Here is a 543-nt window from a genome sequence, read left to right as displayed (position 1 = left end):
CAAAATATATACTCAAGTACAACAAAAACCGATTCAGATGCATTACTGAACGATAAGATCAATTGCACAACAACTGCGCCCGCAAATTGAAATTTAACAGCCGGTTATGACAATTAAATTAACAGTCACACAGTTCTATTTAAAAAACTGCCGATCTCGGCACCTGAATTAAATACACCAATCTCTATCAGGCGACGATTGAGATCGATATTGCGCTTAGTGCCTTCATTAAAAAACTCCGCGCGCGCCTGACGCTGATCCAGCAGGCGCTGCTCAGCCTCAAAGCGCTCTTGATCTGCCTGTAGGCGCGCCTCTTCCTCGGCTAAACGCTGCTTTTCGCTTTCAGTATTATCTTGCGCACGCACGTCAGCGGGCTTATCTGCTTCAGCAGCTTGATCCTGCTGCGCCGAATCCACCCCGTCGCGACGACCTTCTGCTTCTATTGCCTGCTCTTCGCGCAGCTCAGCTCGCGCTTGAAGCTCCATTTGAGCAGCCAATGCCGCCACACGACCATCCTGCGCGGAAGGCTCAGCAGGAGCATTG

General features: G+C 50.1%; 1 protein-coding gene. It reads right to left on the bottom strand.

The window, feature by feature from the left end; translation table 11 throughout:
* Positions 1-125: 125 nt before the first annotated feature.
* The coding region (locus tag B3182_RS05105; protein WP_292751808.1) for a hypothetical protein at positions 126-543 on the bottom strand (418 nt) is incomplete at its 5' end.

This window comes from Methylophaga sp. UBA4204 (assembly GCF_002379485.1).
Classification (GTDB): domain Bacteria; phylum Pseudomonadota; class Gammaproteobacteria; order Nitrosococcales; family Methylophagaceae; genus Methylophaga.
This window is presented reverse-complemented; position numbering and strand designations above follow the sequence as displayed.